Source organism: Rhodoferax sp. GW822-FHT04A08 (genome assembly GCF_058801025.1).
The window spans coordinates 130,318-155,440 of sequence record NZ_JBXAMW010000004.1; the positions used below are offsets into that span (position 1 = coordinate 130,318).

A 25,123-nucleotide genomic window follows, 5' to 3' on the forward strand; every position below is an offset into this window, starting at 1 on the left:
AAGAACAACTCCCGCTGAAAGTAGTAGATCCGCAGTTGTGGTGGGAGGGCCTCCGTGCGCTGCTTCTTATACTCTCCACCCCTCGTCACGCAGCACAGCTGGCTGTGTCTAAGGCACCATCTACATTCCGTCCCACTTTGCGGTCAATTGCGAAAACCCGAAGAATTGATTTCGCGCGACATTCGCTTTCAGTTCGGCATAGTCTCCTAAGTATGGTCGCCTGGATGACCTGCGACTGGCCGAGTAACTTCGTTGCGCTGATGAAGTCGGCTGGTATTACTGCATGTGAATTCAATGTGATGGAGTTCACATTGCCTTATTGGCTTCACTCTGTGTCCAACGAGGACCTCTGTGGCAAGCGCTACCAGATCAGTCCGGAAGAGGTTCAATCTGCAAAAGCCGTCCTATCCAATTCGACGAAGCCTATTTCAAAAATAGCACTAAAGCGTCAACTGGGGGTTAAAGAGGGTAAGGCTTTGGACGTACTGTTGCCTGCACGTCTGAAGGTTTTGTCGCAAGACATGGTCTACACAATAATGAATATGCTGGAGGCTGATATTCAGGCGACCCACGCTGCTAGAGATGCAAAAGCCAGTGCAGTACGCGACGCATGTTGTATCGCGGTTGCAACTTGGCTTGGTTTGAGTTTCACTAAGGTTTGCGAGTTGACATTGAGTGATGGCCTAAAGCTCAATCGTACTTGGCAGGAATATGCAGACTGTAACGATAGCGACTGTTCACCCAAATGCGCCCACGACATTCGATTGGCGCGAATTTTCTGTCGATGGGGAGATCTCTATGCAAATGGCGTTCGGCCGAGGTTCTGCCGTTACCAGGTGGAACCCAGCCTCTACTTTCTGACTCGCTTTGGCATACCCAGTGAAGGAAATGGTTTGGCCGCCCGCTTCGCAGACCTTTTACGCCGCGCCGGAGTTGACGACTGGGCCGCCGGGGTTCGACTTCTTGTTCAGACGAGCGCCATTATAGGAAGGAGCCTATAAGAACATAATTTCTGCCGCTCGAATCAATCAACCTGTAAATAGGTAACTTCTGAATTTGCACCAAATCCACTTGTGCCAGGCCACCGGTGGAGCACTGCCTGCGGCAGTATTGGCCGGTTTGGCGATTGTTTCACGGGATGATGTAACGTTGGTCGCGGTGCGAAGCATCCCGAAACGGCGGGGTTGTGGCCGTGCTCTCATGCCTGCAGTTGCTGATACAAATGCGCTGGCAGGTGCGGAGCATGGACACACTAGATGTGCTCCTCAATAATGACAGTCCAGTGATCGGAATTCAACGACTACTTTCTGGTAGACCGAATAGATTCGTTAGTCGCAGGTCTCGACCATGAGCGGGCACTGGCCAACAGCCGCTTCGCGGTGCTTCAAACACACCTTGGTTGAAGTGACCAGCATCGTGCACCGAAGTCAGCGTTATGGTGGCTCGAGGCTGTCGCCGCTGCCTAGACTACCCAGGATGGCGAACTCTCGATTCCGACGGGCGGTGACCTCCGGTGCTAGTGCCTCCGCTAGTTGCAGGAGTGTGGAACGACTTTCTTCTGTGGAAGTCCGTGAGAGGCTCGTCAATTCCTGCAGCAACGTTTCACCTTGGGTGGTAGACCGCATCCAACCAAGTGCCAATTTAGCTAAAAATGAATCGTCGCGTCCATGGTTCGCAACCCGATTGAGTAGCCCCGCGAACTGTGATGGGTTTGCGGGCAAACGAGATGCTGCTGCGATCGCCAAGTGTTCATGTATTACTCGATGTGGAAAACCGTATTCATCTTGCGATAGCTCTACGACGAGTCCAAGACGAACTAGGTCACTCACAATTTCCGAGGAATCCGATCGTGTATCACGTGTCGTTCTCAGACCAGCCAACTCAAGTCCACTCCTGACATGCTCGTAAAACACCTCCCTGGGCGCGGAGGCGATGTTCTGTACCACCATTACTAAGGCAATGCACTCGACAAGCCTTCGCATGTCATCACCTGGCAACACCGTCTTCCGAATGAAACCTGCCTTTGCTGCGTCATGCCGAAAAAATAATGTCTCCACCAAAACATCAAGCAGGTCCTCTTGATCAAGCTCCACGCTTCCACGGTCCAGCAGACTAGGTAACAAAGAGAGAAGTAGTGGAGACCTAAATATCTCAGCGTCAAGACTTCCTAAGTCCTTGGGTAGCATGCCCTCATGCCAGCCACTACCAATCTGTTTAACGTAGGTTGCAATCTCCTGATCTGAGAAGGGCAAAAGCGTTAGCGCTTCGAACCCATCACTCAAGCTCCGGTCAGCGGTAAGTTGTCGCGTAGAGATAACCGTGCTGGTGCCAGGGAATTCATGCTTTAGGGCTTCGATCCGCTCCACAAGAGTGGACCTTTCTTGCGGCATCACCTCGTCAAGGCCGTCGAAAAAGATGACAGCGTGACTTGTGTTCAACGCGTACTCCAGTAGGCTGTGTTCCAAACCACATGCCTGGGCAATCGCAGAGGTCATAGGCAAGTCAACTCTCAACGTGCGTAATTGCATGTAGATTGGTACCATTGACATGGGCTTGAGCGGGGTCGGGTGCTTCCTGCTACGAGTTTCCGATGTGTGCTCCCGCGCTTCACTCTTTGACAACTCCCCAGCCAGATCGATCGCGGCCCGCCGCAGGAGCCATGACTTCCCAGAACCTGGGGCTCCAGTCAGCAAAACATGCTTGCCAAGCTGCCCCAGTGACGCAATGAGATCTGTATAAGTGACACGCTTACCGTCAGCGCGCTCCAATTGCGGAGCGACAAAGACGCCTTCGATAGATCCCCCTAACAGACCTGTAGTCCGCGCAAACGCGCGTGAGCTAGCGGAAACGTAATTTTGAAGTCGAAGATTAGCCGTCTCAGCCTGGGCTTCTCCCGGGCCAGCAGGAACTAAAGGACGGGTTCTCTGCAGTCGACAGCGAATGATCTCCCCGCTCTCAAAAAAACGTACTGACTCTTCCCCTCGCTCGTCACGATACCGTCGAAGGATTGAGAACCCCCGACCAACTCCTTCGTATCCGCCAAGTCTCTGCAGATGATTCGCCACCCGCCGATTGGGTGTAAGGGAGAGGCCTGGTTGCTCCAGCAAAGCCTCCCAGGAATGTCCCTTGGGGAAACGGCCGGGATTCGTGATCTCAACGAATTCGTCGTCGACATGGACGTGAACACGGCCATCGGAAGCGAAGTCTCGATGGGCGATGGCGTTTGCTACCACTTCACGAATAACGTCCGCCGGAATTTCTGATTCATCAGTGCGCAAGGCAGTGCTTCTGAACGAAGCCGTCTGGGCAAGATTTCTTAGAGTGAGGTGAACGAGTTCCTGCAGTTGGTCTACAAGCGGACCTTCGATAGATTTGCGAATGAAGCTGCTTGAGGTCCGGTCGCCGGAAGAGAACATTGAAGCAGCGTTAGGAAAGAACCTCTCTGGGCGCAAGCCAAAGCAAAGAATCGCGGCCTCATTTGGTTGGTCGTCTTCGGCGGAAAAAAACAGATCCAACTTGCGGACAACTTCGTCGAACGCGCCGGGCGCAGTCATCCCCAGATAGTCCCTCGCATACTTCATCAGGAGTTCCTGATTTAAGTCAGCCACAGTTGCACCCGTGCATGGACGTCGTTGTGTGTCAGCCCCCTGAGAGGTTGTCCCCGATTTCTTATGCGAAGTGGCGGCTCCCGAGAGGTTCACAGCGATCCAGAGCAGGCCTTCTTCGTGCCGTATGCTATAGCGAGGAGTCTGTATACGGCCATCATGCGAGTTCAAGGCATCAAATTTCCGCCGAACGTATGCGGAGGCATCTGGGATTGTGATCAGTCCGCTGGTGGTTGGCTGCCCACCATTGCCGCTGGTGATGCACTCGCAGAGATAGTGCGTGAAGAGGCTTCCCGTCTCTGGGAGTTCATGGCTGAACTCGATGTCTCTCGAAGAGGCGAACACGCAAGAACCTGTGGACGCAATGGGGAGCTCCTGTGCGCCCTTAATGCCACTAAGATCAGCTGCACCACTGTGGCAGGTGTCGAGAATGAAGATCGTCTTGCCTGGGCCTTTGCCCTTCAGCAGGCTGACGATGACCGCAAAGGGTATGAAGTCTGCGCCGCCGTTAAACACTAGGCCGTACTCCCCGGCAGAGACCCTTCCGTGGCCAGTAAAATAGACTATTCTCTGGTCGGCAGTGACTGATGTCTTGAAGAACTTGGTGATTTGGAAGATAAAATCTTCCTCGGTTTCACACTCCAAGAGCAACGGAGGCGAAAGAGCCGGGTCATATCCTCCAAAGCGCGGATCCGTCAAGACCGCATGTATCTTTCGGCAGTCATCAACGCCGGACTTTAATTCCGGACCGGTTTTTGCGCTCGCAATGAACAATGCTCTGCGCGTCATTTGCTCGACACTTGCTTTATCTTAGGGGGGTAACACATGAACGTTCGCATATCTCTTAGTGGTGATTTCGACTCTACAGTCACAGCAGACCTACGAGAACTCTCAGGCATGCTTGCTGAAAACGGTGTTAGCGTCAACCTCGCAACTATTTCCGTTCCTGGCGTTAAGGTCGATCTCGTGATCGGGATTGCCATAGCTAGCTTGGCAGTCAGCTCAATTAGCGCGCTGATCAATGTCATCAACTTCTGGCGTAGCCAGAAGAGTACCTCGTACCGTATGACCGTTGATTTCGGCGGGGCCCAAGTGGGCATTGAGCATACAACGGTGGACAAGCTTAAGCAAGCAGCGGAGGCGGGTAAGGGTGTCAACTTTCTCATCGAGAAGCTTTGACTCTTGCCGTGAGCACTCGTCTTGGTGCGAAGACGGCTGCGCCGACGCAAAACTGTGCCGCATGGCCCCTGTCACTGGACGGCGGCGTTAAGAGCGGCACGTAAGACGGCCAAGTAGCGGGCAGGCCGATGTCGGCTTTGCGGCTTTCAATTCGATGAACTGAACGGCCGCTGAGGGTCCACTGGCGCCCCTGCCTTTTGGCGCCAAGACACGTGACAGTGCTTGCCGATCCTTGATTGACAGGGTATTTCCGGTGGCAAGCAGGTTTTGTGTGACCCGCTTAACGCAGCGGTGTATTGCTGGTGGCTCGGCACAAGTGCTGAAGACTAAAGTGAAAACTGCGTCTTAGCCTTTAGCCGGTCAAATACCTTCGTGATTCGATAGGGTGCTTCAAACGTCTTCATGTGATTTCCTTCAGTTAACCCGATAGGGTCAATAGCGTAAGGGTAGTCCGTACCCGTTAGCGTGAGAAATTGCACGGAAACCGAGATTTCCCTTATCTATAGCGCTTTTTGCGCTGCCGATGTGGTTTGATGGCTGAGTCAGGCGCAATTTGTTCTGGTGCAATTCCCACTGACGCCGTAATTAAGCGATAGGTTTCTGGTGAAAAGCTGAATGAGTCTGGTGTATGTAACCCGTGAAATGCATCGAGTGATGTTGTGCGCTTGAGCTTCACATCACGATTGCCTTCTGGAGTACCAGGGTAGACCACCTCTCTCAGCATCTTAAATGAAGCTAAGAGTGAAGTTCGAACATTATGAAGCCCAAGCAATCGAATGAGGACAGGCGAGCTGATGTCTGAAAACATGGAGAAAACCCGCAACATCGCGAACCCAAGAGCGGGAGAGGTGTCGAATGAAGGTGACTCAGATATCAGGCGATAAAGGAAACTCTCGGAGGCACCGACGGGTGGCGATTTGCCTCTTAAGAACAGAGATGCGAACGCTTGACTTGAATCGGAGGCCAATGCAATTGCGATGGCGACCGGAGCTGGATAATCGTCTAGATATGACCGGAGATGGATTGCGTGTGTCTCCCTACTAATGTATTCTGCGGCCAAGTATTCCTGCAGAGAGAGATGGGAGAATTCGTAACGACCATCGCCGGCATTTACAATTAGACCCGTATGCGACTCAACTTCACGAACTACGTCACTAGCTTCAGAGGCAGGCAACGCGAAACGTTCATGAATAATTGTGTACACGCGTTGTAGGTCTCGACTGTCAAACTGCTTCTGCTTATTCTTGAACGTTATTTCATATGCCAGTGCAGACAAGAATTTGTGCTTTCGATCGGGCGAGAAACCGGCATAGGTACTTCCTCTAATCACTCCGTTGTCGGCATCCCATTCCCTGAGTGCAAGGAAAACGATCAGCTTATATACTTCACTTGGCTGTTCGGGCAAATATCCGTAGCGTTCGAAAATTAGCAGCAACTGAACCAGGAATAAGGGGCGATCAGCCAAATCAGCATATGGTGCCGATAGGAGCGCCTGCAGAAACGCTTCAGCGTCAACCGATGTATTTGATGTTATCGCGCGCACCTCAGCTTTGTTAAGCGGTGCCATTTCCAGGACGCGAAAGCCCTCGAGATTCCCTCGATAGTCACCGCTCCTGCATGAAACAATCAACCGGCTTGATTGGCAATTTCGGGAAAGCCAATTTAGTTCATTGCGAAGGCTAATACCACTATTCGATGGAGCCTCATCAAGTCCATCAATCACAATTACCGTGCAATAGTCCCGTAGAAAGTCTGCAATCGTTGATTTCGCGCGCTCGTCACCAACCCATAGGTCATGAGGCTGCTTCACTTGATGCTTCCAAGCTGTCTCATCGTTTGGCTCGCTACGCCAGACTGCTGCGAGACCCATTCCGCGGGCGATCTTCTCGAGAATAGACTCATTTGGCTTCAACTCTCGGAGTCTGAAGACCATTAGCAATGATCTAACTTCAGAATTAATTTCGCCAAGGATTAACCTCAGTACTAGTCGCTTCAGTGTAGTCGTCTTGCCCGACCCTGGATCACCAAGTAGCAGAGTGTTATGTGAAGGCTCAAGCAATGCATCTTCACCTAAGTCCCCGACAGATCGGCCCCCCCGAAAGCGACGAGGCACTTCAGAGATCCGAAGAGTAATAGTTGTGCCTGTCACAGGACGCGGCATAGACATGCCCAAAGACTGGATTCGCGACGCCCAAGTCAGGGCGTCCGCAATGTCTCGAGCAATGAGCTCCTCGAGATTGGCGACAAGTGCCGTAACGGCTTTAGGTCGTTCTTTCAAAAACGACAAAACGGCTTGGGTACCAATTCGAATTAATGCTTGTGTTGCAATGGATTCCATTGAATTCCAAATTCGGAAGTTATTGACCGTATGAGTTTAGTATTTTGGATCTTCGCTGCAAATAGGCGTTAATGATTGAATTGGATCGCGTAGCTGAACCGATATTTTCCATGGCACCTCTCATGGCTACTGCATACCCGATGGCATCTGCTGAGCTTTCGCTGTAAGGTGGCGGTGCACAACCGCTTCGAGTTGCTCAAACGACAGTTCGCCTCGGTTTTCCAACTCTGAAGCAATCTCCTCAAAAGTATTTTGGATGCTTGTGGCCCCAACCTCGTGAGTCAGTCCTTGGCGTCTAACCGAAGGTTGAAGCAAGGTCACTGAGTTCCAAGGCTTAATGAGCGAAGACCACGCCCCAATCCTCACGCCTGCGTACAGCAACTGAGCCTGTTTCTTCTCGCAACCGCCAGCCAAACACGCGTGATAGAACATTTTGTCAGCATCCTCTCGAATGACTCCAACTGCTCCGCAAGCAACGTCGTGGACAACTGACGCCCTACGGTAGTCACCTGTGAACGGAGAACCAATCATCGACCATAGCGCCGCAGGAATACTTGCACCATTGATAACACTACCAGCGGACGCTTTCCACTCTTTACCCTCTGGGTCCGTGTAAAGAAAGTCCTCTAAAACCTTCATGTTGCGATCGCCGCCTTCTTCTGAAAGCCATTCAGTTTTAGGGTTACCAGAAAATTGCCCATTCATAAATTACCTCCCTAAGTTTGCACAATGCGGTCTTTCAAAAATTTAACGATCAGTCGGTAGTATTCCAAAAAAATGCAGCTACGCAATCAAGAGTTGCAATCAAAAACCGATGCGGATACGTCTTGTGCTTCGAAAAAGAAGTAAGGCATCCTCACGAAACTAAGGGGCTAAAGCATATGATAGGACTTCACGAACTTAACCCATTGGGTAAGGTGTTGACTAATGTCCAATGTGTCATACGATTTATCGTAACGAGGCATGGCTGGAAAATATACAGAAAGGCCCGTTGGCACTTCTGAGGCCTGAGGAAAGGCATATCGCGAGCAAATCAAAAGTTCTTTATAGGCTGCTAACGTTTGAGCAATCGTAGTGGTTGCGTTTGCTTCGTCAATGTTGACCTCAAGGATAGCTAGAAAATGACCTAGATCGATGAAATCTTTATCTCCTCTAAATCTAGTCGCCGTTTTCTCTGCCTTTTGTATTGCGCGCGTATGCGTGTCAAGCAAAGAAATTAATGTAGCGCCGAGAGCTTCCATTGATGCCACTAAGGCATTTACTTGATTTGTGCGGATCGCCGAGCCTGTGACGAGGCGAATAACATATAGTGATTGCGCCTTTATATAGTCCTCAACTAAGTCTTGTGCAAGTGACTCAAGATCGGCATTGGTTGCCATCTGCTTTGCAAAAGATTCGGCAACGAGGTCGTAGCGCCAACCGGTTCTTGGTTCCTCTTCCTCCGAAGCAACCACAACTCTCACGTAGTCCTTCAGTTGATAGGCCGTCTCTAAACCGGCCATCAAACACGCATCAAATGCTATGAGATCCAACTGGTACTGTATGCCGGATTCTGCTATCCGCTGTTGTGCATCACTAAGTGCGCGCTTCAATTCGATGGAATCAAGTGCCGACGCATCGGTCATGTCGTACGCGACTGCTCGGGAGAAAAGATCATGAATCTGATCATCACTTAGTTCATTGGTCAATGTTGACATGACAAAGTCAAGAGCACTTTTGTAGGTCTCGCTAAGTACGCTACCGCCGTTAGCATGTGTTGAACGCCGTCCAATGCGTTCGGCTACTACCTCAATGGCGGGCGGTACGAATTCAATTGGGTGTGCCAGTGCATCAACATTCAAACTTGGAAGAAGTCTGTCCTTAATAAAAGTTTCGACAGCAATTTCCATGGTTCTTCGAAAAAGCAGTCCAGCTGTCCTGGATCTGTACATTTCACCAAATCCTGTTGACCTGGCTGCCAGCTCAACTTGCGCACCTGCCGCTTTGCCTACTGCCGTCTCAATTTGGTCTGCGCGCCATCCGGTCCCATGTCCCCAGATGACGAGCGCATATTGGTCAGCGGGGTAGGTGGTTACGCCCCAAATGATGAAATTTGTAAGCGTTCGTGGATCACCAGTATCGGTTTCTCCAATATCTGAGAGCGCTGAGATCCAGTCACTTCCGCCAGCAATCCAAGTTGGATTTCGGTCCATCCTGCCACGGAGTGTTGTGCCATTTGGCCCACCACCAGCTCGATCAAGTTGAACAAGCAGTGCAATAGAGTCGTCGGAGCCGTAGCGTTCTAGCTCGTGAAGATTTCGTGCCGAAAATGAATCCGAACCGAGGTCGTTATCGGCAGCCATAAAAATCAAAATGGACCACTTTCTCATCGTACCGAGCTCACAAAGACATTTGAAAAGGCGTGTGAGCGCTCCAGTGGCTCACGGATTTGCTGGTTTTCGAGTGCTCTCTTGTATCCTGGCTGACGCAAAGGTAAAGTCAGTACGCAGTCATCTTCGTAAAGAACGAAGGAATCCGACAAGAGTCCGTCCAGACAGCACTCCAATTCTTCTCTGGATATTTCTAAATTGGTACATAACGTCTGGAGAGGTTGCATTGAACAGCAACTTCGAAGTATGGACGCCGGAATGCCTTTGAATATGGATATATTGCGCCGGGCAATAGTCCGCGTATCCATGACCTCTACTACGGCGCCATCGTCGATCATATAAAGTTCTTGCTCATGTCTAGTCAGGTTCCATGCTTGGATAGCCTCTATTGTTGAAGATGTATAGTCCGCACAAACATCCAGCTCAGTGCTATTGATGTCAAAGTGATAGGCAAGCCTTTCTAGCGTGCTCTGGTCGAAAGGATATATGTATTGATACGCAGCAAGCGGTGTAATCGTTATACCAAAGGAGTCTGGCCGACTGTGATATGGACTAAACCGATCCGCTCGCACTTTGGTTATTCCAGCTGGTGGCTGCAAGTGACAAAGCTTAGGTATGAGCAATGCAATTTCCTCGTAGTCGAGGGAAGACTCACCTGGAAAACCGTACAAGAACCCCCATTCAACATATATGCCAGCCTCCGCTGACAGCTTTAAGGTCTGAACGTTCTGCAGCATGGTGCATCCCTTGCTCATCAGCTTCAAAATGCGTGAACTGAACGACTCAATACCTGGTTGGATTTTTCTTATGCCGGCAGCAGCAAGTGCCTTCACTCGATCCGGTGTCAAGTTGACCTTTGTTTCGTAGTGCAAAAGAAGTCTCGGGTGAAGCTTGGCGAGGTCAGGAATGAAGCGTTGGAAGTACTTGAAGTCTAAAATGTTGTCAACGACAAGCATTTCATTTCCGTATGACCGCGAAAGCGCAACAATTTCTTCCAATGCTCGATTCTGGTTCTTGCTGCGAAACGCCATGCTCGAGCCATTGAGACCGCAGAAGGTACAGTGTTTCTTCGCGCCCCACCAGCAGCCTCGAGCCGACTCAAATAACGGCACAGCTTGGTAGCGTGCCTGTAGCTCGGGAAAGCGAGTTCGCTGTTCGTAGAAGTCTGAAAAATCTGGATAGACCAACGTATCAAGATCGACTGGCTGCGACCCTACAATTGGTGCAGGCCACGTTCTGCCGCTGGACGTGAATGTAAGTTGTTTCGATTCACACGCAAGTTCAACAATGACAGGTTTCCGGGCTATTGGTCTTCCAAGCAATTCGCATACGAACTCAGAGAACGATTGCTCGGCCTCCCCGGAAAAAACAGCGTCTATGAATTCATAAGACTTCAAAAGAGCCACTCCCATGTCCCCGTCGCAGTTTGCGCCACCAAAGACAATTACAACCGATGGGAATTTGCTTTTGATCTTTCTTGCCAGGGCAATCGATGCCATGTTCTGCTGAAAAGAAGTCGTGAATCCAACTATCCGATATTGAGCCCAATCGACAGCGAGAAAGCACTTTTCAATGAATGCTGGCGAATCTCGCCTCAGATGCATAAAAGAAAGTATAAGAGCAGGATTGCATCGGTCCGGGTACTCTGCTTGCAAAACGTTTTTTAAATAATTGATTTCCTTCGTAACCGAGCGTCCGTACAATTCGGCAGAAAAAATCCACTCTCCAAGCATAGCCTTATATAGAGAATCGTCGGAAGCCTCATCGTACTTATTGCAGCCAATACTCTCGACATAGTCCAAGTAGAAGTTGTGTACGTGTGACTCAATCGACCATCTTTGCAGCGTTGCCTTTAGCAGACCTAAGGCTAGATTCGGGTGATGTGGAGATGCCATTGGCATCGCCACAAGTGCTACGTTTGCCATTGCGGATGTCCCGCGACAAGCGCAGCGGTGCGGCTGCCTATTTCCTCTGCAGCCCGGGCAACGACCTTTGCCCCCAAAGAGGACTGGAATATGCGATTGCAATTCACGCAGTCATGCAGCGAAGAATGCGCACCCACTTCTGCGAGTTCCAACTTCGAGGCGAATTTCATATAAAACTGAGGTCCATTAGCGGCAAGAATTGCCCAGTGCAAATCTCCGTCGCGGCGTTTCAGCAATACATCTAAAGGCTCGTTCGGGAAGGTCCCCAATGCAATACCTTCGGTAAACCCTCCAACTGCACAACAGGGATACACGGTGCCATCGTGAACTATGCTGAGGGTGTCGAAATCCGATCTGCAAGCGCGCCCACGCTCCCAGTCGGAGGGTGGCAGAAGGTTCGTCGCAGGCACCTTCTTTGTAGCTCGGCCTACAGGTAAACACTTAACCTGCAGCGTACGCAATTCATACCCTTCATCACCCAATGCTTCTAGTGCCATAGAGAGGGTGGAGTCCTTTGTGACAACGCATGTCATTTGAACAGGAACGCTGAGCCTTCTACATGCTCGTATTACATTTGCAATGCGATCTGCGTTTACAAACTGGCTGTGGAACTTATCCCAACTGATTCCGACGCTATCGAGACCTATTTCCACTAACGGGCGCAAAGCGGCAACCGCCGCATCAAGAGATTCACCGAATGTAGCATTCGTTATGACTCTAAATTTGAGTGAGAGAGTTCGGCATATTGAAGCTATATGTCTTAAATAGAGTTCGTCAAGAAAAGGTTCTCCTCCAGAAATGGTAACTGTACTTAGTGTAGAGATCGATTCGAGATCTATCACGAATTGAGCAGCAATCGCTTTATCTAAACGGCCCTTGACCCGAGGAGAGGACTCGAATACACAGTGATGACACGAAATGTCACATTCCCACGAAGGAATCAGTGCCAAATTCCGAATAGAAAATCTCTTTTCTTCCATGCGTTCTCCTAGCATGTGTCTACGAGATGCTTGGACGGGCTTGCAAAGTTATAGAATCAACTTTGAACGTATTTACAACTTACGTTCGGAGCTATGCCTGAGTGGCCTTAACAAGGCATATGGCTCCGATCCAGCAGAAAAACCCACGAAATGTGGCAAGCCTGTCTAGATCGTCAAGTCACCTTAAAGCCACAATCCGATTACACTTCGGCCGCCGAGGCGAGCTTCGACTTCGCCTGCTGCTGTCGGAAATGAGCCAACGTCGAGTGCCTTGAAGAAGGCTACAGCATCATTCGATGCATCACCAAAACCTAAGGTTTTTAGTGTTCCAACTGGATCTGTAGTTAGCTGAGTTCGGAATGAGGTGTCGATAAGTGCCCGTCCCAGAATTTTCTCAACATCATCCAGTGACATATTTGACAAAGCCATAGATTCTCCCAATGAGGTTAGAAAGATTGCACGCCCGTAATTCCACCTGAGTTACCGCACAAAAGTGGAGATGCAACGCTCAACCCGTCCAACTCAGGAAATCACCAATATATATTGGCATTGTCGCGTTCGAATTCACTTTATATCTCGCGAGAACTTTCGGATGTAGGTGTTAACCCTTATACAGATGGTCTCGTGCATTTCTATCTTATGGAAGCGAGGAGTATTTTGAGTTTGGGAAGTCACTTAACCGCAGCGCAAAAGACCTAAGGCTCTGAGTGATCGTTCATACCGTATCAACGATGTAGAAGTTATTGACTTTCTATTCTTCTCTTACTTCGGAATATTGGTGGTAGAAGTTTGCGCCTTTGTATGGGGGCTCTATCTGCATTCTGCACACACCTCTTCATATTAAGGTCCAGTTACTGGAATTGATGCATTTGTGCGGACGTCCACTTCGTGTAGCATTAAGACCAAACATGATAAAAAGGGAGAGTAGCGATATGAGTACAGTCCCGGCTTTAAAGGCGGTTCCCGAAGCGGGCGCCGCCAATGATCAAGACGATAGAACGGCAAAAGATCGCATTAAAGGAACCCACACGCCTGAAATCGTTGTGGCGTTGTGTGGTCCGTTAGGTACGCCGCTGCACGACGTGGCCAAAATATTTAAAGACTTGCTTGGCGGACAGGATTATGGCTACAAGTACGTTGACATCATCAGGCTCAGCGAGGAAATTCGGGAGATGGCTAAACTGTCCCCCGAAGCAGACATTGCCGCACTCATCAAAGCCGGAAATGATCTCCGTGAAAAGCATGGACGTGCCATCTTGGTGCAACGCGCCATTCGACGGATTTCGCTCACGCGGCAGAAGCAAAATGACGGGCAAGCCGAAGCCGCTCACCAGCCCAAACTTTTTGCTGATGAGCCGAGTGACGTGGTTATACCTACGCCGATCGAATGGACCTGTCATATCATTGATTCGATCAAAAACGAAGAGGAACTCGAACTTCTTCGCTTCGTTTACGGTGACATGCTGCACATCGTCGGCGTGTATGCGCCTATCGAGCAGCGAATCGCCAGACTTCAGAAAAAGATTTCTAAACCGGAAGAAATCCATACGCTGATCAATCGTGACTCCGGTGAGGAGCAGGACCACGGGCAGCAAGTCCAAGATACCTTCCCGCACTCAGATTTTTTTCTAAGGGTTGATGCGGGGACGGATTCGCAATTGATATCACGTGTTCGTCGGTTCCTAGATTTGATGCTTGGCACCAGAATCATCACACCAACTGTTGCGGAGCGTGCTATGTACGCGGCTTCGTCCGCCGCCATGAACTCGGCTTGTCTGTCCCGTCAGGTGGGAGCGGCACTGACCAGCGCAAGCGGTGAACTGATCTCCACGGGATGGAATGATGTCCCCCGCGCTTTTGGGGGCCTCTACGAAATTCAAGATCTGCGTGCAACAGCCGATGACGATCATCGTTGCTACAACAAGGACGGCGGAAAGTGCTTCAACGATGAAGAGAAAGATTTGATCGCGCGGACCGTCATCGACAAGATGATCGCTAAAGGCATTGTGGACAAAGACAAGTCTGAAGAAGCAGTGAAACTCATTCGTCATGACTCTCAGCTTCGCAGCCTGATTGAATTTTCGCGTGCAGTTCATGCTGAAATGCATGCTCTATTAAATGCGGGAGCACAGCATGGCTCCAAGGTCCGCGGGTCCAAGCTATTTGTCACCACCTACCCGTGCCATTCATGTGCACGTCACATCGTTGCTGCAGGTGTGCGCGAGGTCTACTTCTTGGAGCCATACCGCAAGAGCTTGGCAACCAAGCTCCATGAAGACGCGATAACTGAGCAAGAAACGAACACCTTGAAGGTTCGCATCGTTCCCTTCGACGGCGTTGCCCCGTCCCGCTTTCTGAAGTTCTTCGAGGGCAACGACCGCAAAGACAGTGTTACAGGAATGATGCGCACGAAGACTGCGCGCCCAGTTACTGCTGTCACGATGGAGGCAGTTTCGTCACTTGAAGGCATTGCGATCCGTGATTTACAATGACGATTTACTGAGTGCAAGAGCTTGTTCGTTGTTTCATTACTGCCTTAAATTAACCCGGAGCCTTCTATGACCCGAGCATCAGATAAGCAGTTGGAGCTAAACTTCGAAATCGAATGTAAGCCGAATGCCCAAGCCCTAGAGTCGCCTGATGTTCAAGGGTCTGCCTCCATCGTTTGCTTCACCGCACGTCTTCGCTCACGGCGCGTCCGTGAAGAGGAGGCAAAAGATGCCAAGCTACTCGAACAGATTGCTAGCCGAGTTCGATTCTTCAAGTAGTTCAGAATCATGCAAACAGTGAAAAGCAGGTCTGGATGGACCTGCTTTCATGCAACTGTTTTGAACAGTCGCCACCGCCTACTCAGCGGGCGCCGCTTTCCAGGCGTAAGGATTTAATCCTTCACCCAGAACCGAAAGAATCGCGCATTCTTTGGGTAGATAACACGTCCATTTTTTACAATGGAACGGGCATACACCCAGCGTCCGCCGCTATTGTTTTCGTTGACAGTCATTTCTGACTCCTACAAAAAGGTTGCAAGGGGTTGAATTGCTGCGTTGCGGCGATTGGCGTAGAATCCAAACGCTTCCCATGAAGCAGCCGATACCTCACCCGTAATCGGTATCAAGGTGGGCAGAAACTGGAACTTTCTGCTCACTTTTTTATGAAACGTCTCCCCATACGTTTTGAACACGTATTTCTGCCGCTTTCAATGAGGCTTTGAAATGTGCCGCTACGGCCTGAGCCGTTCGTAAATTCTTTTGGCGCATCTCCGCTTCCGGCATTAAGAATTCAGACGCAAACGTGTTGGCCTGCCACTCAGAGTTTTCATATCTCTTCATGTTCGGCGTGGCCGATTCGCGGTTCACCGTAACCTGATGCGCCAGAAGGATGTGACCTAGTTCATGAGCAACTGTGAACCGTCCGCGTGGTTCACAGTTGCAAATTTCCTCATAGACCGTATCCCGAATAAATAAGGTACGGCTACTCGGAACCCAACAGGCTTCCACTTCTAACGGGACTGGTGCAGAAGCCTTGTCAAATACATCTACAACGATGCCGTAAGTGTGCAATCGCTCTAGTAGAAGTTCGGCGTTGAGCGCCCCTGGGGGAATATTCAAAGCGGCTCGCGCATTTTGGGCAATGGTTTTTATTTTGCCTTTTGACTGAGGTGAAACTCGAAATCCACTGTGCAAGCCGCTCATGGTATTTAATCCTTCATGGCATTACGCAGTAGCTGTTCAAACTCTTTGAGCTGCTCTGCGTCCAGACTAGTACGTGCAAAACCCGCAACCAGCATTTGTTGTGCTGGAGGCAGACCACTGACATTCACTTCCCCATTGGCAACTGTGGCCAACTCTTGGAGGTTGGGGATCACTTTGCCTTTGTGTTTGAAGAAAACATCAATCTTCTCTATCCAAGCCGATGGAATTTTTTTACGGCCTGTTTCTATCGCGCTCAAGAACGCGGGCGTAGCCCCAATGGCCTCTGCCATTTGGGACAACGTAGCATCGGTTTCGATCCGCGCTGTACGGACCGCCTTTCCGAAGTCAGTTAGTGCCATCGTCTCTCCTTGCAGTTAGGTGGTGTATTTGGTCGTCTTACCGCGACGTGCGCAAATTTTAAACCCATTCGGTTTAAAAAATCAATTTTCAGGATAAATAAAGTTCGTTTGTAGTACTTTTATGCTTCGCTTCGGTTTAGTTTGGGAAGCGAGAGTGGTCAACTGCCATGTGATGGTCGTGCATGTGCCCATGCCAGCATGGCTTGGCTGCAGAACTCCCTGCCGTCCGCACAGACCATCAATCAACAACTTTGATCGGAAAGCGCCTTGTGTGCGCTAACTGCGAATATCGCAACGTTGCCAAAGTTCAAAGATGGTCCATAAGCTATTGATTTGATTGAACTTCTATGTTCAGTAAATTTGCAAACCTTCAGCGGTACCAGGGCAGGCTGAGCGGGCCGCTGCTGGATCGCATTGACTTGCATGTGGAAGTGCCCAGCATCCCCACGTCCGACTTGCTGGGTGCTCCGGTCGGTGAGTCGTCCGGGCAGATACGTGCGCGCTGTCTGGTTGCGCGTGAGCGGGCGCTGGTGCGCCAGGGCAAGACCAATCAACTGCTGACGGCTGGTGAAATCGATGCGCACGCATGTCCGGACGAACCCACGGTCCAATTCCTGCGCTCGGCCGCGTCCCGGCTGGGTTGGTCCGCGCGAGGAATCCACAGGACCCTGAAAGTCGCCCGCACCATCGCAGATCTGGCCGGCAGCGAAAGGATTGAGCTGCTGCACGCCGCCGAGGCTCTGCAATACCGCCAGCAAGTGGCCCAACAGATGGCATGAAGTTCAGCGATGGTCTTTGGACACGATCTTCATGTGCGCTTCCAGGTGACCCGGCGGCCCACCTTCTGCGCTACCATCGCTGCCAGACTTGAGAGGACGCCTCGCGAAATGCCATGAGTACCCATATAGAAACCATAGACCAGATACCCGTGGCACTGGGTGGCTCAGGTGCCGAATTCGCAGCCCAACTGTTGTCCGCTCCCGAGGCCATGACTGGCCTCACGCTCGAAGAGGCGCGTGTTGTGGTGGGATATATGACGCCCCGCTTTGTGCCCGCCAACACAACGTTCATACGCGAAGGCGATGCCAGCGACAGTGGCTTCATGGCCCTTTTAATCGAGGGCGAGGTGGTGGTGGAGCGCGTGACCATCAGCAACAATGAACCGGTCACCATCCGCGTCATGGGCCCGGGAAGTCTGATTGGTGAAATTGGCTTGGTCGACAGCGAGCCACGCTCCGCATCGTGCACGGCCAATACGGATCTGTGGTGCGCCATTCTCACCCGCGACGCCATCAAAGCCATGATTCAGCATGACCCCGTGGTTGCAGCGCGCCTGTTGTTGGGCGTATCTGCCAGCATTGCCGAGCGTCTGCGAGACACCAACCGCCAACTCAAGCTCTATGCCCGTCTGGCTACCGCCATGCGCGAGGAGCTGGCGCATTCCAGCACGCCGGCTTCTCCTATCAAAGGCACATAAGGCGTTATCGCCCGCATATCGCTTTGTCCCACCACCAGATACTTCGCGACGTCTTCGGATACGCACAATTTCGCGGTCCCCAGCAGGATATTGTTGAACACATGGTTGCCGGGCGTGACGCCCTGGTTCTCATGCCCACCGGGGGCGGCAAGAGCCTGTGCTACCAGATCCCCGCCATTGCGCGCCAACGCCTGGGACACGGTGTCACCATTGTAGTTTCACCGCTGATTGCGCTCATGCACGACCAGGTGGGTGCACTGCATGAAGCCGGTGTGAGTGCGGCGTTTCTCAACTCGACTTTGAGCGGTGACGAGTCCTACCAGATCGAGCAACGCATGCTGCGTGGCGAGATCACGCTTCTGTACGCAGCGCCCGAGCGATTGACCACGCCACGCTTTCTGGCACTGCTGGATTCATTGTTTGAGCGCGGGCTGCTAAGTATGTTCGCCATCGACGAGGCTCATTGCGTAAGCCAGTGGGGACACGACTTCAGGCCCGAATACCGTGCACTGACCGTACTGCACGAGCGCTTTGCCGGAGTGCCACGCATGGCGCTGACGGCTACGGCCGACGCGCTGACGCGGGAAGACATCGTGGAGCGCCTCCAGCTCGAGGACGCTCGCGCCTTCGTGAGCAGCTTCGACCGCCCCAACATCCGCTACACCATTGTGGAAAAGCGCGATAGCACCTTGCAATTGCTGCGATTCATTGAGCGCGAGCATCCGGGTGACGCAGGCATTGTGTATTGCCAGTCCCGCCGCAAGGTGGAAGATATGGCAAACACGCTTGTGGAAGCCGGCATCAATGCCTTGCCCTACCATGCCGGCCTGGACAACAAGACGCGCCAGACCCACCAAGATCGCTTTCTGCGCGAGGAAGGCATTGTGATGGTCGCCACCATTGCCTTCGGCATGGGCATCGACAAACCCGACGTTCGCTTTGTCGCCCACCTGGACATGCCCAAGAATATCGAGGGCTACTACCAGGAAACCGGGCGCGCGGGACGCGATGGCCTGCCCGCAAACGCGTGGATGGCCTACGGTCTGCAGGATGTGGTGAACCAGCGGCGGATGATCGACGAGAGCCCGGCTGGCGAAGACTTCAAACAGGTCATGCGCGGCAAGCTGGATGCCCTGCTGGCATTGGCCGAAGCCACCGATTGCCGACGCATGCGTCTGTTAGGTTACTTTGGCGAACAAAGCCAACCCTGTGGCAATTGCGATAACTGCCTGCACCCGCCAGCGGTGTGGGACGGCACAGATGCCGCACGCAAGTTGCTCAGCACGGTGTACCGCATCCAGCAAATGAGCGGCATGAGCTTTGGCGCCGGTCACGTGATGGATGTGGTGCGCGGCAAGACGACTGAAAAGACCAGCCAGTATGGGCATGAAGCGCTGAGCACTTTCGGGATTGGCGCAGGCTTCAGCGAAATGCAGTTACGCGGCGTGCTGCGCCAGATGATTGCCATGGGCGCCATCCATGTGGACGGGCAGGCTTTCAACACATTGCAGCTCACGGAACAGTCTCGCGCCGTGCTGCGAGGTGAAGTGCCTGTGCTCCTGCGGGAGTCTGCTGCGGAGAAGGACAAGCGGCCCAAGCGAAATGCACGCCTGGGTGCTGTGGTAAAGGCTCCCATTTCCCTGGACAGCGAGGGCTTGCTACGGTACTCGGCCCTGAAGGCGTGGCGCGCCGAGGTGGCACGCCAGCACAATTTGCCCGCCTATGTGATTTTTCATGACGCGACGCTGGCGGCCATTGCCCAGCGGGCGCCTCAGTCTTTGGATGATTTACAAGGCATCAGCGGCATAGGCATCAAGAAGCTGGAGGCCTATGCCGAGGAAGTACTGCGCGTGGTGGCAATTGCCTGTGTCACCTGACTGTGGTCAGGCTAGTGCTGCCTAAATCCGTTCTCAAAGGACATGGCTGCGCCAGTCATGGTGTTTTGCAGGCGGGCAATGGCGCGGTTGTGGCGCTCGCACGATGCGGCCTTTGCGGCTTGTTGACGGTGATGCTGGATAAGCGCCTGTAGCTTGGTACGGCAGGTGTCCAAAGCGCCTGCAAAATTCAGCGCGATGTAGGCGGAGTGATCGTTATGGGTCTGGCGAAATTCGTCAGACCAATAGTTGAACAATTGCCATTTGTAGGTGCCCTTTTCAGGAACCTGAATCGTATCTCTGTGCATATATACAGTGAAAGTCTATGAACACGGATGCTTGTCGCATATCTCATGCATCCCCCTGCGTGTATTGACGCGCCAACCGTCCAAACGGTTGACAAATGATGAAATGCGCATGTAACCAAATGCAGTGGCTTATTGGGTTCTTTGGCGAAATAGATAGAATCCGTGTCAAGAACTCTTAAGGAAGACACCCTCATGTCCGCTCACCATACTGAAGCCACTTCGTCTGACACCGTTGAAGGCGTCGTGCCCATGATCCCGGTGATATTGCCTCTGGCTGGCGCCGTACTGATCTTCCTACTGGCATTCATTGCCGTCTCCATGGCCTGACCCGTCAGGGTTCCTCCGCCCTCCTTCCGCTCAAGATTGCAGAAAAGCCTTCGCGGGCCCTCGTGGCTCCCGAGGGCTTTTCTGCGTGCGCACCTATCCCCGTAGGCCATAGCTGCGCCACCAAGGTGCTACAAGACCATTGCTGTCGGTCATTGACTCGGAAACAGTTGCATTCGTCCTGCCATGCAATCACATCGCAAAATTCCCGCCCAATAGAAGTATAAAGTCATGCATTTTTTGCATTACTTTTGGATGTAATTACTTGGTAACTCCGGTACCGGTTCATAGAATCGACGACTCATCCAAACGAACTTCCCTCGAAGTGCGCTTGGCGAGTCCCCTTTTCAAAGAGCTTCCCACAGTTTTTTTGAAAAGGCGATTTTCAAACTTAGGAGCTTTTTCATGAATTCACCCGTAATGCAAGGACTCACGCTGGAAGCCCCCAGCTACGTCAAAAATGCGCGCCTCATTGCCTGGGTTGCCGAGATGGCCGCCCTGTGCAAGCCCCAATCTATCTACTGGTGTGATGGCTCCGACGAGGAATACCAGCGCCTGTGCCAGCAATTGGTCGACAACGGCACGTTCAAGAAGCTCAACCCAGCCAAGCGCCCCAACAGTTTCCTGGCCTGCTCCGATCCCAGCGACGTGGCCCGCGTGGAAGACCGCACCTACATCTGCAGCGAGAAAAAGGAAAACGCCGGCCCCACCAACAACTGGATGGCGCCCGCCGAAATGCGCGCCCTGCTACAAACCGGCAAGGACGGCCAGAAAGCACTATTCGACGGATGCATGAAGGGTCGCACCATGTACGTGGTGCCGTTCTCCATGGGCCCTCTGGGCTCGCACATCGCCCACATCGGCATCGAACTGAGTGACAGCGCCTACGTAGCGGTGAACCAGCGCATCATGACCCGCATGGGCAAGGCCGTGTACGACGTTCTGGGTGTCGATGGCGCCTTCGTGCCGTGCGTGCACACGGTTGGCGCTCCCCTGGAAGCCGGCCAGGCCGACGTGAATTGGCCTTGCAACAAGACCAAGTACATCGTCCATTACCCCGAGACCCGTGAAATCTGGTCGTATGGTTCCGGATACGGCGGCAACGCCTTGCTGGGCAAGAAGTGCTTTGCCCTGCGCATCGCCTCCAACATGGGCCGCGACCAGGGCTGGTTGGCTGAACACATGCTCATCCTGGGAGTCACCAATCCCCAGGGCAAGAAATACCACGTTGCTGCTGCCTTCCCAAGTGCCTGCGGCAAGACCAACTTCTCGATGCTGGTGCCCCCAGCTGGTTTTGAAGGCTGGAAGGTCACCACCATCGGTGACGACATCGCCTGGATCAAACCCCATGCGGACGGCAAGCTCTACGCCATCAACCCCGAAGCAGGCTACTTTGGCGTGGCCCCCGGAACCAACTTCCACACCAACCCCAACTGCATGGCCAGTCTGGACAAGGACGTCATCTTCACCAACGTGGCTTTGACGGACGATGGTGACGTGTGGTGGGAAGGTATGGAAAAGGACACCGGCAAATTCCCCGATCACCTGATTGACTGGCAAGGCAAGGACTGGACTCCTGCTATCGCCAAGGAAACCGGTGCCAAGGCGGCTCACCCGAATGCGCGCTTCACCGTGACGGCCACCAACAATCCGGCGCTGGACAGCCAGTGGAACGACCCCAACGGCGTGGCCATTGACGCCTTCATCTTTGGTGGCCGCCGCTCCACCACGGTTCCCCTGGTGACCGAAGCCCGCACCTGGATGGAAGGCGTCTACATGGCTGCCACCATGGGCTCCGAGACCACCGCCGCCGCCGTCGGCCAGATGGGCGTGGTGCGCCGCGATCCGTTTGCCATGCTGCCTTTCTGCGGCTACAACATGAGCGACTACTTCCAGCACTGGCTGGATATGGAACACAAACTGGAAGAAGGCGGCCACACCCTGCCCAAGATCTACTGCGTGAACTGGTTCCGCAAGGGTGATGATGGCAAGTTCGTCTGGCCCGGCTACGGCGACAACATGCGCGTACTGAAATGGATGATTGACCGCCTGGAAGGCAATGCCAAGGGCGTGGAAACCGGATTCGGCGTGGCGCCTGCCTATGCAGAGTTCAATTGGACCGGGCTGGATTTCACCGCCGCCCAGTTCGATTCGGTCACCAACCTGCACAAGGACGCCTGGAAGCAGGAGTTCGCACTTCACACCGAGTTGTTCACGCAACTCGCCTACCACTTGCCCAAAGAACTCGAAGAGACAAAAGCAAAGCTGGAGCAGCGCCTTACCGCCTGATCCACAACGGAAATGCGCCCATCAGAGGCGCACCAACTAAAAAGCCACCCTGCAAGGTGGCTTTTTTTTTGCCCGGGTAGCTACCGAAATCAGGTGCCCATGCGCCCCATGGCCACCCGGATTTCCTCCACCACTCGCGGGTCATGGCATGCCAACTCCCACAGGTGCGCTTCATCACGCCGTGCACGCCACTCGGCCAACTGCTTGAACATGCCGGCAGATGCGAATGCCGCCACGTGCCGCAAAGGCGGTGCCAGAAGCGCCAGAGCAGCGAAGGCAACGGTCCACAGTGCAACCCAAGCCGCCAACAAGTGACCGTCTGACCAGGTATTTATGACCTGATCGGCTACCACCAGCAGAGCAGCCATGGCGGCAGCCAACAGCATGCCAGCCAGCGTACGCGAGCCATCGGAACCCGCTTCAACGCCTACAGACGGCGCCGAATGGGACGCTGCCCTGGGCAGGATGAAGAAATGTGGTTCAGCAAAACGTGCCATGGCGAACTCCCGGGAGAGATTGACTGAACGGAGGGAATAAGTGGACATGGCCAAATCATAGGGTTTTCACTAGTGTTGGTCTACTTTTGGTTAGTGATCATTGTTATTCATATAGTGAATGTAATAAGGTATCGCGAAAGCCATGGAAACCAATGCCCCATTCAACCTGCGTACCTTTGATCTGAACCTGCTCAAGGTGTTTGACGAAGTGATGGCAGGACGCAGCCTGACCAAAGCGGCGGCACGGCTGTCGCTGACACAGCCTGCCGTCAGCAACGCGCTGCGTCGGCTGAGGGCGTCGTTGGGGGACGAGCTATTGGTGCGCAAGGGTCGCGCCCTGGAGCCCACCGCCAGGGCCACAGAACTCTGGCCCATCGTGCGTGAAAGCCTGCGCAACCTGCAAAGCACGCTGGCGCCCGGCGTATTCCAGCCATCGTCTGCCGAGAACGTGTTTGTACTGGCCATGGCAGATGCAACCGCGGCCGAGCTGATGCCCGGCCTGGTGGATGCCATAGGCAATGAAGCACCGGGCGTGAGTCTGCGCGTATTGCCGCTGACGACGCGCGACCCGCGCAAACTGCTGGATAGCGAACGTGCCGACATCGCCATCGGTCACTTTCCTATGGCCATGGCAGAACTGTCCTTGCAGGATCAGAAGGGGGAAGTTCCAACGTACATGCACCACCGTCTGTTCCAGGGCGACTACGTGTGCGTCATGCGTGAGGGCCACCCTTACGCCAAACTACCGCTGACACTGAACCGCTACTGCCAGGCCCGCCACCTGCTGGTAAGCTTTTCCGGACACGCTTTCGGATTTGTGGACGAAGCGCTCGCCAAAAAAGGAGGCAAACGCCGGGTGGTATTGACCGTGAACCAATTCTTCACAGCAGGCAAGGTGGTCGCCAACTCGGATCTGCTGACCGTGTTGCCGCGCCACTTTGTCAACGTGACGGGGTTTGCAGATCAACTGGTACAGCGTGAGTTGCCTTTCAAGGTGCCCACCATCCAGGTGGATGCGGTGTGGCACCATCGGCAAGACGCATCTGCCGCCCACGCCTGGTTGCGATCCAAGGTACTGGCACTCGCTGACAAGGCTTTCCCCGCATGAAACTACAACTGCTATCCGACCTGCACCTGGAAACCGATCCCTACTGGCGCGCCCATCCCAACCCAGATGCGGACCTGCTGGTCCTGGCTGGCGACATAGGCTCCTACCAGCCTGGCAACAAGATGCAGGACCCGGATTTCGGTCTGCGTCAGTTTTCACCATTGCACGGTTGGCCGACGCCTGTGCTGTTTGTACCCGGAAACCACGAATATGATGGCATGGACTTCGACGCCGCGCATGCACGCCTGCGTGAGACCTGCGACCGGCTGGGCCTGATCTGGCTGGAGCGCGCCAGCCATGTGATTCCGGCAAGCCACCAGGCGCCAGCCATTCGCTTCGTTGGCACGACGCTGTGGAGCGACTTTGGCGCGTTGGGCGCACCCGAAAAAGCCTACCGTGCCGCCAATTTCTACCTGAAGAAAACCGATACCGTTCGCGCAGGTGAGCCATGGCTGGCTGAAGGCCTGCATGCGCAGGCTCTGGTGTGCCAGCGGTGGCTACGCGAAGCCCTGGACAGCCCGTTTGAGGGAACCACGGTGGTGGTGACCCACTTCGCGCCCAGCCTGAGAAGTGCCGACCCGCGCTATGGACTCACACCGGGAACCGCCGGGTTCTGCAACACGCTGGACGATTTGCTGAAACAGGCGCAGGTTTGGCTGCACGGGCATCTGCACGCGCCCAGCGACTACATTGCAAACGGTTGCCGCGTGGTGGCCAATCCCCTGGGCTATGCCCGCAAGAATGAGCAGGTTTCCTTTCGATCCGATCTGCTGATAGAGGTTGGCACCTAGCGCGGCTG

21 protein-coding genes are annotated in these 25,123 nt (G+C 53.2%); 10 read left to right on the forward strand and 11 right to left on the reverse strand.

Features of this window, described 5'->3' with window-relative positions; all coding sequences use genetic code 11:
• Positions 1-212 precede the first annotated feature (212 nt).
• A complete protein-coding gene (locus AC1RMF_RS10250) occupies positions 213-1,001 on the forward strand; it encodes a hypothetical protein (RefSeq protein WP_493141578.1) in 789 nt (262 codons plus the stop codon).
• Positions 1,002-1,433: 432 nt separating this feature from the next.
• Here AC1RMF_RS10250 and AC1RMF_RS10255 read toward each other — a convergent pair whose 3' ends face one another.
• Positions 1,434-4,394, reverse strand: coding sequence for a caspase family protein (locus tag AC1RMF_RS10255; protein WP_493141374.1), 2,961 nt, complete (start codon positions 4,392-4,394; stop codon positions 1,434-1,436).
• Between the two features lie 36 nt (positions 4,395-4,430).
• Here AC1RMF_RS10255 and AC1RMF_RS10260 point away from each other — a divergent pair, with 36 nt between their 5' ends.
• On the forward strand, positions 4,431-4,784 hold the full coding sequence (locus AC1RMF_RS10260) for a hypothetical protein (protein ID WP_493141375.1): 354 nt from the start codon (positions 4,431-4,433) through the stop codon (positions 4,782-4,784).
• A 496-nt stretch (positions 4,785-5,280) separates the two neighbouring features.
• Here AC1RMF_RS10260 and AC1RMF_RS10265 read toward each other — a convergent pair whose 3' ends face one another.
• The 6 genes from AC1RMF_RS10265 to AC1RMF_RS10290 form a co-directional block, all read right to left on the reverse strand.
• Positions 5,281-7,122 (reverse strand): NACHT domain-containing protein, encoded by a 1,842-nt coding sequence (locus AC1RMF_RS10265; protein WP_493141376.1) that lies wholly within the window; start codon positions 7,120-7,122, stop codon positions 5,281-5,283.
• Between the two features lie 126 nt (positions 7,123-7,248).
• Entirely contained in the window at positions 7,249-7,827 is a 579-nt protein-coding gene (locus AC1RMF_RS10270) for a DUF1353 domain-containing protein (protein WP_493141377.1), read from the reverse strand.
• A 167-nt stretch (positions 7,828-7,994) separates the two neighbouring features.
• Positions 7,995-9,491 carry a clostripain-related cysteine peptidase gene (locus tag AC1RMF_RS10275; RefSeq protein ID WP_493141378.1) on the reverse strand — a complete coding sequence of 499 codons (1,497 nt, stop codon included), beginning with the start codon at positions 9,489-9,491 and terminating at the stop codon, positions 7,995-7,997.
• Positions 9,488-11,416, reverse strand: a complete 1,929-nt coding sequence (locus tag AC1RMF_RS10280) for a RiPP maturation radical SAM C-methyltransferase (protein WP_493141379.1) — start codon at positions 11,414-11,416, stop codon at positions 9,488-9,490. The genes AC1RMF_RS10275 and AC1RMF_RS10280 overlap by 4 nt, the downstream gene beginning before the upstream one ends.
• Positions 11,404-12,396, reverse strand: coding sequence for a radical SAM protein (locus AC1RMF_RS10285; RefSeq protein WP_493141380.1), 993 nt, complete (start codon positions 12,394-12,396; stop codon positions 11,404-11,406). Before AC1RMF_RS10285 ends, AC1RMF_RS10280 begins: the two co-directional genes overlap by 13 nt.
• 183 nt (positions 12,397-12,579) lie before the next feature.
• The gene (locus tag AC1RMF_RS10290; protein WP_493141381.1) at positions 12,580-12,825 is read right to left on the reverse strand and encodes an Os1348 family NHLP clan protein; all 246 of its coding nucleotides are present in this window, start codon (positions 12,823-12,825) and stop codon (positions 12,580-12,582) included.
• Between the two features lie 503 nt (positions 12,826-13,328).
• On the opposite strand from AC1RMF_RS10290, the gene AC1RMF_RS10295 reads away from it, so the two are divergent.
• Positions 13,329-14,888, forward strand: coding sequence for an anti-phage dCTP deaminase (locus AC1RMF_RS10295; protein WP_493141382.1), 1,560 nt, complete (start codon positions 13,329-13,331; stop codon positions 14,886-14,888).
• A 657-nt stretch (positions 14,889-15,545) separates the two neighbouring features.
• Here AC1RMF_RS10295 and AC1RMF_RS10300 read toward each other — a convergent pair.
• Positions 15,546-16,088 carry an ImmA/IrrE family metallo-endopeptidase gene (locus AC1RMF_RS10300; protein ID WP_493141383.1) on the reverse strand — a complete coding sequence of 181 codons (543 nt, stop codon included), beginning with the start codon at positions 16,086-16,088 and terminating at the stop codon, positions 15,546-15,548.
• 5 nt (positions 16,089-16,093) lie between these two features.
• Positions 16,094-16,447 carry a helix-turn-helix domain-containing protein gene (locus tag AC1RMF_RS10305; RefSeq protein ID WP_493141384.1) on the reverse strand — a complete coding sequence of 118 codons (354 nt, stop codon included), beginning with the start codon at positions 16,445-16,447 and terminating at the stop codon, positions 16,094-16,096.
• A gap of 347 nt (positions 16,448-16,794) precedes the next feature.
• Between AC1RMF_RS10305 and AC1RMF_RS10310 the strand changes: the two genes are divergently transcribed.
• The 3 genes from AC1RMF_RS10310 (at position 16,795) to recQ (ending at position 19,801) form a co-directional block, all read left to right on the forward strand.
• Entirely contained in the window at positions 16,795-17,226 is a 432-nt protein-coding gene (locus AC1RMF_RS10310; protein WP_493141385.1) for a magnesium chelatase subunit ChlI family protein, read from the forward strand.
• Positions 17,227-17,339: 113 nt separating this feature from the next.
• On the forward strand, positions 17,340-17,924 hold the full coding sequence (locus AC1RMF_RS10315; RefSeq protein WP_493141386.1) for a cyclic nucleotide-binding domain-containing protein: 585 nt from the start codon (positions 17,340-17,342) through the stop codon (positions 17,922-17,924).
• A 17-nt stretch (positions 17,925-17,941) separates the two neighbouring features.
• Complete coding sequence (recQ, locus tag AC1RMF_RS10320) at positions 17,942-19,801, forward strand: DNA helicase RecQ (protein ID WP_493141571.1); 1,860 nt, start codon at positions 17,942-17,944, stop codon at positions 19,799-19,801.
• Between the two features lie 11 nt (positions 19,802-19,812).
• Here the strand turns inward: recQ and AC1RMF_RS10325 are convergent, their stop codons facing one another.
• Positions 19,813-20,106 carry a hypothetical protein gene (locus tag AC1RMF_RS10325; RefSeq protein ID WP_342619813.1) on the reverse strand — a complete coding sequence of 98 codons (294 nt, stop codon included), beginning with the start codon at positions 20,104-20,106 and terminating at the stop codon, positions 19,813-19,815.
• Between the two features lie 192 nt (positions 20,107-20,298).
• On the opposite strand from AC1RMF_RS10325, the gene AC1RMF_RS10330 reads away from it, so the two are divergent.
• Positions 20,299-20,433, forward strand: a complete 135-nt coding sequence (locus AC1RMF_RS10330) for a hypothetical protein (RefSeq protein ID WP_342619814.1) — start codon at positions 20,299-20,301, stop codon at positions 20,431-20,433.
• Positions 20,434-20,835: 402 nt separating this feature from the next.
• On the forward strand, positions 20,836-22,719 hold the full coding sequence (locus tag AC1RMF_RS10335) for a phosphoenolpyruvate carboxykinase (GTP) (RefSeq protein WP_493141387.1): 1,884 nt from the start codon (positions 20,836-20,838) through the stop codon (positions 22,717-22,719).
• An 89-nt stretch (positions 22,720-22,808) separates the two neighbouring features.
• Here AC1RMF_RS10335 and AC1RMF_RS10340 read toward each other — a convergent pair whose 3' ends face one another.
• The gene (locus AC1RMF_RS10340; RefSeq protein ID WP_493141388.1) at positions 22,809-23,216 is read right to left on the reverse strand and encodes a hypothetical protein; all 408 of its coding nucleotides are present in this window, start codon (positions 23,214-23,216) and stop codon (positions 22,809-22,811) included.
• Positions 23,217-23,358: 142 nt separating this feature from the next.
• Between AC1RMF_RS10340 and AC1RMF_RS10345 the strand changes: the two genes are divergently transcribed.
• Together AC1RMF_RS10345 and AC1RMF_RS10350 are read left to right on the forward strand one after the other, a co-directional pair.
• A complete protein-coding gene (locus AC1RMF_RS10345) occupies positions 23,359-24,324 on the forward strand; it encodes a LysR family transcriptional regulator (RefSeq protein WP_493141389.1) in 966 nt (321 codons plus the stop codon).
• Complete coding sequence (locus AC1RMF_RS10350; protein ID WP_493141390.1) at positions 24,321-25,115, forward strand: metallophosphoesterase; 795 nt, start codon at positions 24,321-24,323, stop codon at positions 25,113-25,115. Before AC1RMF_RS10345 ends, AC1RMF_RS10350 begins: the two co-directional genes overlap by 4 nt.
• The last annotated feature ends 8 nt before the right edge of the window (positions 25,116-25,123 follow it).